Raw genomic sequence first — 8,414 nt, forward strand, 5'->3', positions numbered from 1 at the left:
CCGCCACACGCGACGCAGCCGGTCCCCCGCCGGCTGCGTTCTTCTGCCGAAAGCATCCCGCCTTGCCCGTCGACCGCGACCCCACGGCGCCGCCGCCGTCCCCGAAGACCCGCGTGCCGCTGCGGCTCGAGGAAATCCTGATCGCCGCCGCCATGGCGGCCATGGCGCTGATCACCTTCGGCAACGTGGTGGTGCGCTATCTCACCAACGTCTCCTTCGCCTTCACCGAGGAATATTCGGTGGTGCTGATGGTGGTGGTGACGATGATCGGCTCGTCCCTGGCCATCGCCACCGGGCGGCACATCCGCATCGGCGTCCTGGTCGACGGGATGACGCCGGCGCGCTGGCGGGCCTGCGAGATCGGCGCCCTGGTCCTGGTGATCATCTGTTTCGGCATCCTCCTCGTCCATGGCGGGCGACTCGCCTGGGACGAGTACCGCTTCGAGGTCCTCTCGCCCGGCCTCGGCAATCCGCAATGGCTCTACACGGGCATGCTGCCGCTTCTCTCCATCGCGGTGATCGCGCGGGCCGCCGGCCGCATCGTGCGGCTCGCCCGGGGTGAAGACGCATGACCGCCCTCGTTCTCTTCGCCGCCTTCGTTCTCATGCTCGTCGCCGCGGTGCCGGTCGGCGTGTCCCTCGGCCTCGCCGGTGCCCTCGCCATCTGGCTCGCCGGGCAGAGCATCATGGCCATGCCGACCAACGTCTATGCCGGCATCGCCAAATATCCGCTCATCGCCATCCCGATGTTCGTGCTGGTCGGCGCCGTCTTCGACCGGACCGGTGTCGCGCTGCGTCTGGTGCGCTTCGCCACCGCCCTCGTCGGGGCCGGACGCGGGGCGCTCGCCACCGTCTCGGTGCTGGTCGCCATGGTCATCGGCGGCATTTCCGGCTCGGGCCCGGCGACCTCGGCAGCGGTCGGCCAGGTGGTGACGGATTCCATGGTGAAGGACGGCTATCCCCGTGCCTTCATCGCCTCGACGGTGGGCGCGGCGGCGGCCACCGACATCCTCATCCCGCCCTCCATCGCCTTCATCATCTATGCGGTGATGGTGCCCGGCGTGTCCGTCCCGGCCATCTTCGCCGCCGGCATGATCCCGGGCATCCTGGCGGGCCTCGCCATCATCGTGCCGATCCTCGTCATCTCCTGGCTGAAGGATTTCGGCGGCAAGACGCGCACCACCAGCGATGCGCTGACCATCTGGGGCACGTTCAAGGAGGCGATCTGGGGGCTGATGGCCCCCGTCATCATCCTAGGCGGCATGCGCATCGGCGCCTTCACGCCGACCGAGGCGGCGGTGATAGCGGTCGCCTACGGCCTGTTCATCGGCTTCTTCGTCTACCGGACGCTGACGCTGCGCGACGTCTACGAGATGCTGGTGGAGGCGGGCGAGCTCTCCGCCGTCATCCTCATCGTCGTGGCGCTCGCCTCGGTCTTCGCCTGGTCCATCTCGACGCTCGGCATCGTCCAGCCGATCGCCGACGCCATCGTCGGGCTCGGCCTCGGCGGGGCCGGAACCCTGGCGCTGCTCGTCATCCTGCTCATCGTCGTCGGCATGTTCCTGGACGGCATCTCGATCTACCTGATCCTGCTGCCGATCCTCATCCCCATCGCCAACTCCTTCTCCTGGGACCTCGTCTGGTTCGGCGTCATCCTCACCATGATGATCGCCATCGGGCAGTTCACCCCGCCGGTGGCGGTCAACCTCATGGTCTCCTGCAAGATCGCGCGGGTGCCGATGGAGGCGACGATCCCCTGGGTGATCTGGATGGTCGGCGCCATGACGGTGGCCATGGCGATGGTGGCGGCGGTGCCGGACCTCGCCCTGTGGCTGCCACGGGTGCTGGGGCTCTAGGCGGGCGGCACGGCGCGACCTGACGAGCGGTTCATCCTTGATGCACTGCGGAAAATCCACCATTGTCCGCCGGTCGGCTGCAACCGGCTGCGGCACAGGTTCACCAGAGGCCGTCGAGGCCCGCTGAGAGGCGAATACGCGATGAGTTCAAAGGTCTATACCTCCGCCAGGGAGGCCCTGGCCGGCCAGATCAAGGACGGCATGACGATCATGTCGGGCGGCTTCGGCCTCTGCGGCATTCCGGACGTGCTGATCGAGGCGGTGCGCGATTCGGGCGCCAAGAACCTCACGGTCATCTCGAACAATGCCGGCGTCGACGGGGCAGGCCTCGGCATCCTGCTGGAGACCAAGCAGATCGCCAAGATGATCTCGTCCTACGTCGGCGAGAACAAGCTCTTCGCCCAGCAGTTCCTCTCCGGCGAGCTGCAGCTCGAGTTCAACCCGCAGGGCACGCTGGCCGAACGCATCCGGGCGGGGGGCGCCGGCATCCCGGCCTTCTTCACCAAGACCGGCGTCGGCACGGTGATCGCCGAGGGCAAGGAGGTCCGCGAGTTCGACGGCGAGACCTATGTGATGGAGCGCGGCCTCTTCGCCGACATCTCCCTGGTCCACGCCTGGAAGGCCGACAAGGAGGGCAACCTCGTCTTCCGCAAGACGGCCCGCAACTTCAACCCGATGATGGCCACCGCCTCGCGCATGACCATCGTCCAGTGCGAGCATCTGGTGGAGGCCGGCGAGATCGACGGCGACGCGATCCACACCGCCGGCATCTACGTGAAGCGCATCGTCCATGTGCCCAATGCCGTGAAGCGCATCGAGCAGCGGACCACCCGCCCGAAGGCGGCCTGAGAGGAGACGAGACCATGGCCTGGACCCGTGACCAGATGGCCGCCCGCGCCGCCAAGGAACTGCGCGACGGCTTCTACGTGAACCTCGGCATCGGCATTCCGACGCTCGTCTCCAACCACATCCCCGCCGGCATGAACGTGCAGCTCCAGTCGGAGAACGGCATGCTCGGCATGGGCCCCTTCCCCTATGAGGGTGAGGAGGATCCCGACCTGATCAATGCCGGCAAGCAGACCATCACCGAACTGCCGACGACGAGCTTCTTCTCGTCCTCGGACAGCTTCGCCATGATCCGCGGCGGCCACATCAACCTGTCGATCCTCGGCGCCATGCAAGTGGCGGAGAACGGCGACCTCGCCAACTGGATGATCCCGGGCAAGATGGTGAAGGGCATGGGCGGCGCGATGGACCTCGTCGCCGGCGTGCAGAAGGTGGTGGTGGTCATGGAGCACTCGGCCAAGGACGGCCCGAAGCTCCTGAAGCGCTGCAACCTGCCGCTCACCGGCGCCGGCGTCGTCGACCTCGTCATCACCGACCTCGGCGTCTTCGCCATCGACAAGAAGGGCGGCACCGGCATGACGCTGCTCGAGATCGCCGAGGGCGTGACCCTCGACGAGATCAAGGCCAATACCGAGGCAAGCTTCCAGGTCGCCCCGGGCCTCGCCGCCGCGGCCTGACCTCAAGGCGGGACGGGAGGCCGCAGCGGCCTTCCGTCACCCTCCGCTACCATTGCCATTGCCGCGCCGCGTCAGGCATGATCGGGACGGTTTGCGGCCATCGAAATGCCATGTCGCCTCTCCATGGTCCCGGGCTCTTCAGGATTGTGACACCTCATGGTCCGCCCTATCGGGGGCGGCCAGGCCGGGATCGGGACCGCTGCGCTTGAGCCTTGCTCCACCCATCCGCCGGATCGCGATCGTCGTCGGCGCCACCATGCTCGGGCTTGCGGGAACGCTCGCCCTGGTGCCCGTGCTGCTGCCGGTGGAGACCGTGCGGCGCACGGTGGTGTCCGAGCTGAGCGCACGGCTCGGCATGCCGGTGACGATCCGCGGCGACATCGCCGTCGCGGTCATCCCGCAGCTGTCCATCCGCCTCAACGACGTGCGCTTCGGCGAGGGTGACGCCGGCACGGGCGAACCGCCGGCCCGCGCCGACGCGGTGGTGGGCGCGCTGCGCCTGTTCCCGCTGCTGTTCGGCAGCGTCGCGGTGTCGGACTACACGCTCATCCGGCCGCGCATCGCCGTGCAGGTCGCGGCCGACGGCGCGTCGAACTGGGACAAGGCCTTCGAGCGGCTGCGCGAGGCGACCCGGCAGCGGCGCGGCGGCCTGACCGACTTCCGCATCGCCGACGGCACCGCGACGGTGAACGACGGCAAGAGCGGCCAGAGCTTCGACATCTCCGGCATCGAATTCGCCGTCTCCTGGCCCGGTGCCGACCGCCAGGCCAACATCACCGGCAAGCTGACGGTCAACGGCGAGCCGATGGAGGTCAACGCGGTCCTCGCGCGGCCGCAGGCGCTCTTCGTCGCCGAGCCCACCGGCCTCAAGATGCGCTTCGCCTCGGGGCCGGTCCGCGGCGGCTTCGAGGGCTCCCTCACCAACGGCGACACCGTCACCGCCGCCGGCGCGCTGACGCTGGAGGGCCCGTCGCTGCGCGGCTTCCTGCGCTGGATCGGCCAGAACCCCGGCGTCGGCCCCTCGCTCGGCGCCTATGCCCTGAAGGGCCAGGTGGAGGTGCTGCCGAACTCGCTCGCCTTCACCAAGGTCAATGCCGAGCTCGACGGCAATGTCGCCGACGGCGCGCTGTCGGTGAGCTTCGAGGGCACCCGGCCGCAGGTGCGCGGCACGCTGGATGCCGGACGCTTCGTCGCGACCACCTATTTCCGCGATCTCAATCTCGCGCCGGACGACGCACGCGGCTGGAGCCGCCGGCCCATCGACCTCTCGGCGGTCTCCACCATCGACATCGACCTGCGCGTATCGGCGCGCGAGCTGGTCGTCGGCGGCGCCCAGTTCGGCCGCTCGGCCGCGGCGCTGACGGCGCGCAACGGCCGGCTGGCCGTGACGCTGGGCGAGGCGCAGGCCTATGGCGGCATCCTCAGCGGGGCACTGGTGGTATCGCCCGCCGGGGAGAACATGGACGTCAGGGCTTCGCTGACCGTGCAAAAGGGCCAGCTCGGCCTCGGCCTCGGCGAGTGGTTCGGCTTCCGCCGGCTCGACGGCACGGCCAACATCCAGCTCGGGCTCGAGGCGCGCGGCGGCAGCATGGCCGATCTCGCCCGCACCGCGAACGGCCAGATCACCCTCACCGCCGTGGAGGGCGCCGTCCACGGCTTCAACGCCGAGGCGATCCTGCGCCGGCTGGAGCGGCGGCCGCTGTCCATCGTCGGCGCCGACGCGCGCTCCGGACGCACACCCTATGAGCGCATCGCCGCGACGGTCCGCGTCATCGGCGGCGTCGCCACCACCACCGACATGACGCTCGACGGCCAGATGGTGCGCGTCAACGTCGAGGGTTCGGCGCAGCTGCCGACCCGCGAGCTCGACATGCGCGGCATCGCCACGCTGAAGCGCACCGCCACGGCCACCCCGCGGCCGGGCGAGGGCGACTTCGAATTGCCCTTCGTGGTGCAGGGCTCGTGGGACGACCCCTTCATCCTGCCCGACCCGCAGATCCTGATCCGCCGGTCCGGGGCCGCCGCGCCGCTGCGCGACATCACCCGCGACCGCGATGCCCTGCGGGCCGTGCTCGACGCCATCAACCGGCAGGCGGGCTTCGAGGCGGAGTCCGCGCCGGTGCCGTCCTCCTCCTCCTCGTCATACGCCCCCTATCCGCCGCTGCGGCCGTAGCGGACGCCCGGCGGCTCCACCGCGCGTGGAGCCGTGCCATGCTCCGCTGCCCTCCGCCCGCCTCGAGTCGCCATGCACAGCCCTCCGACACCGTCCTTCCTCTCGCGCCTCACGTCCGGGCGCACCCGCCTCGCGATGCTGGCCGTCCTCGCCGCCCTCGCGCTGGCCCCGGCCCTTTCCGCCCTCGCCCAGACGCCGACGGCCCCGGCCGCGACACCGGCGGCTCCAGCGGCCGCGGCACCGCTGTTGCCCGCCGCCGCCGCCGCGCAGACGGTGCTCGATTCGGCCCGCACTGTGCTCGACCAGGTGGAGGCGACGCTGGAGCGCCAGCTCGGCGACGGGGAACTGGGCGGGCTGCGCGGCCGTCTCGACCCTGTGCGCGACGCCCTCGGCGAAGCCGTCCGCCAGATCGAGCCGCGGCTCGCCGAGGCGCGCGACCGGCTGACCCAGCTCGGCCCGAAGCCGGCGGAAGGCGCCAGCGAACCGGCCGAGGCGCGCCAGCAGCGCGAGGAGCAGACGCGGGTGGTCGGCGAACTCGATTCGCGGGTCAAGGCCCTCAAGGTCCAGCAGGTGCGCCTCGACCAGCTCGGCGAACGCATTACCGACCGGCGCCGCCAGCTCTTCACGGCCCAGCTCTTCGAGCGCTCGGTGCCGATCGTCGATCCGCGCTTCTGGATCCAGCTGTCGGAGGCGCTGCCGCGGCTCGGCCTGTCGGCCCGCTATCTCGCCGAGGACTGGTGGCACCACCTGACCGAGGTCGCCGGCATCAGCCGCATCGCGGCGGCCAGCGGCCTCGGCGTCATCGTCGCCGTCATCCTGTTCTGGATCTACCGGCAGGCCCGCCGTTACGGGCTCTACGCCACGCCCGCCGACGTCCCCGCCTCGCGACTGGCGGCGGTCAAGGCGGCGATCCGCACCGCCCTCGAGCGATCGCTGGTCGTGCCGATCCTGGCGGCGACCCCGCTGCTCATCATCGAGAACTTCGACCTCGTCCTGCCGCGGGCGCAGCCCATTCCCTTTGCGCTCTTCGTCGCCGTGCTCATCGTGTCGGTGACGCGCGGCGTCATGCAGGCGGTGATGGCGCCGGGGGCTCCGGCCTATCGTCTGGTGAACCTGCCGGACCCCTTCGCCGAGGCCCTGTTCGCCTCGGTGCGGATGGCGGCCTGGATCCTCGCCACCACCGCCGTCGCGCTGGCCTTCGCGCGGGTGATGATCGCCCCCGTCGCCGTCACGGTGTTCATCACCGGGCTGAGCGCCATTGGCATCTGCGTCGTCATCTTCCTGTTTCTGCGCGGCACCACCGAGCGCCCCGTCGACAGCGAGGACGGCGGCGTCCCCGAGGCGAGCCCGGCGATCACGCCGCCGCCCTGGGCCTGGACCCGGCCGGCGCTGTGGATCGCCATCGCCGCCATCGCCGTCGCGCTCGTCGCCGGCTTCACCGCGCTCGCGGGCTTCCTCGCCAGCCGCATCGCCGGGTCGGTGGTCATCGCCGCAGTTACCGTGATGGTGCTCGCCTTCATCGACGCCATCATCGCCGAATGGTTCGGGCCCTCGACCGTGCGTGGCCGCTCGCTCTCCGCCGCCATCGGCATCCGGCCTGACCGGCTCGACCTGATCGGCACGCTGTTCGGCGGCGCGCTGCACGTCATCATCCTCATCGCCTCGGCGCTGGCGGTCTTCGGACCCTGGGGCTTCGGCGGCGCGGGCGCCTCGCTGGAGGACGCGCTCTTCGGCGTCCGCTTCGCCGAGCTCCGCTCCCTCGCCGTGACCCTCCTCGGGGCCAGCGTCATCCTCGCCGTCGGCATCCTCATGGTGCGCGCGGTGATGAGCTGGCTGCGCGAGAAGGTGCTGCCGCGCACGGGGATGGATTCCGGCCTGCAGAACTCGGTCGCCACCATCGTCGGCTACGCCGCCTTCGCGCTGGTGGCGAGCGTCGTGCTGCGGCAGATCGGGCTCGACCTCTCCAACATCACCATCATCGCCGGCGCCCTGTCGGTCGGCATCGGCTTCGGCCTGCAGTCGATCGTGCAGAACTTCGTCTCCGGCCTCATCCTGCTGGCAGAGCGCCCCATCCGGGTCGGCGACTCCATCGTCGTGAAGGGCGAGGAGGGCCACGTCCGCAAGATCTCGGTGCGCTCGACGGAGATCGAGACCTTCGACCGCGCCACGGTGATCCTGCCCAATGCCGAGCTGATCACCGGCGTGGTCAAGAACTGGACGCTGTCCAACACGCTGAGCCGCATCTCCATCGCCGTGCGGGTGGCCTACGATTCCGATCCGGACATCGTGCGCGACCAGCTGATCGCGGCAGCCTGCGAGAGCCGCTACATCGTCCAGGACCCGCCGCCGCGGGTGTTCCTGATGCGGTTCGGCGACAACGGCCTCGAGTTCGAGCTGCGCGGTGTCGTCACCAACGTCGAATATGCGCTGACGACGCGCTCCGACCTGCAACTGACGATCCTCTCCCGCTTCCGGCAGCACGGCATCATCATCGCGCCGCCGGTGCAGTCGGTGCAGAGCAAGGCCGAGCCGCCGAAGGATCCCTTGGAGCCGGGCCCCGCCCCGGAGGCGCCCCTGCGGGATGCGCCCGGGAAGCCGACCGGGGCGAAGCCGGCGCGCTGACGCCTCAGAACAGACTGCGCAGGGTGTCGCGCGCCCGCACCAGCGAGCCGGTGACCGTCTCCTCGTAGGGCAGGCGCGGCAGCGGGATGCCGAGCACCGAACGCCGCGCCGGTCCGGGAGCAGGCGCGGTCGCCGCCGTCATGGCGGCGAGCTGGAGGGGTTCGCCGGCAGGTGCCGCAGGCGCGGCGGCCCTGGCAGGAGTGCTCCGGGGGGCGTAGCCGCGCTGGGCCTGCTGGTGCGC

General features: G+C 70.5%; 7 protein-coding genes. 6 read left to right on the top strand and 1 reads right to left on the bottom strand.

Annotated elements, in window-relative coordinates:
• Positions 1–62 precede the first annotated feature (62 nt).
• From ACT6XY_RS08610 to ACT6XY_RS08635, 6 genes are all read left to right on the top strand, one after another.
• Positions 63–572: a TRAP transporter small permease gene (locus tag ACT6XY_RS08610; protein ID WP_444747924.1), complete on the top strand. Its 510-nt coding sequence runs from the start codon at positions 63–65 to the stop codon at positions 570–572.
• Complete coding sequence (locus ACT6XY_RS08615) at positions 569–1,855, top strand: TRAP transporter large permease (RefSeq protein WP_444747925.1); 1,287 nt, start codon at positions 569–571, stop codon at positions 1,853–1,855. Before ACT6XY_RS08610 ends, ACT6XY_RS08615 begins: the two co-directional genes overlap by 4 nt.
• Before the next feature lie 141 nt (positions 1,856–1,996).
• Positions 1,997–2,704, top strand: a complete 708-nt coding sequence (locus ACT6XY_RS08620) for a CoA transferase subunit A (protein WP_444747926.1) — start codon at positions 1,997–1,999, stop codon at positions 2,702–2,704.
• 14 nt (positions 2,705–2,718) lie between these two features.
• Positions 2,719–3,378, top strand: coding sequence for a 3-oxoacid CoA-transferase subunit B (locus ACT6XY_RS08625; RefSeq protein ID WP_444747927.1), 660 nt, complete (start codon positions 2,719–2,721; stop codon positions 3,376–3,378).
• Between the two features lie 205 nt (positions 3,379–3,583).
• Positions 3,584–5,551 (top strand): AsmA family protein, encoded by a 1,968-nt coding sequence (locus tag ACT6XY_RS08630; protein ID WP_444747928.1) that lies wholly within the window; start codon positions 3,584–3,586, stop codon positions 5,549–5,551.
• 72 nt (positions 5,552–5,623) lie between these two features.
• Complete coding sequence (locus tag ACT6XY_RS08635; protein WP_444747929.1) at positions 5,624–8,173, top strand: DUF3772 domain-containing protein; 2,550 nt, start codon at positions 5,624–5,626, stop codon at positions 8,171–8,173.
• 4 nt (positions 8,174–8,177) lie between these two features.
• On the opposite strand, the gene ACT6XY_RS08640 is transcribed toward ACT6XY_RS08635, so the two are convergent.
• Positions 8,178–8,414, bottom strand: a 237-nt coding sequence (locus tag ACT6XY_RS08640) for a hypothetical protein (protein ID WP_444747930.1), incomplete at its 5' end; no start/stop codon positions are given.

The organism is Phreatobacter sp. (assembly GCF_052440005.1).
GTDB lineage: Bacteria > Pseudomonadota > Alphaproteobacteria > Rhizobiales > Phreatobacteraceae > Phreatobacter.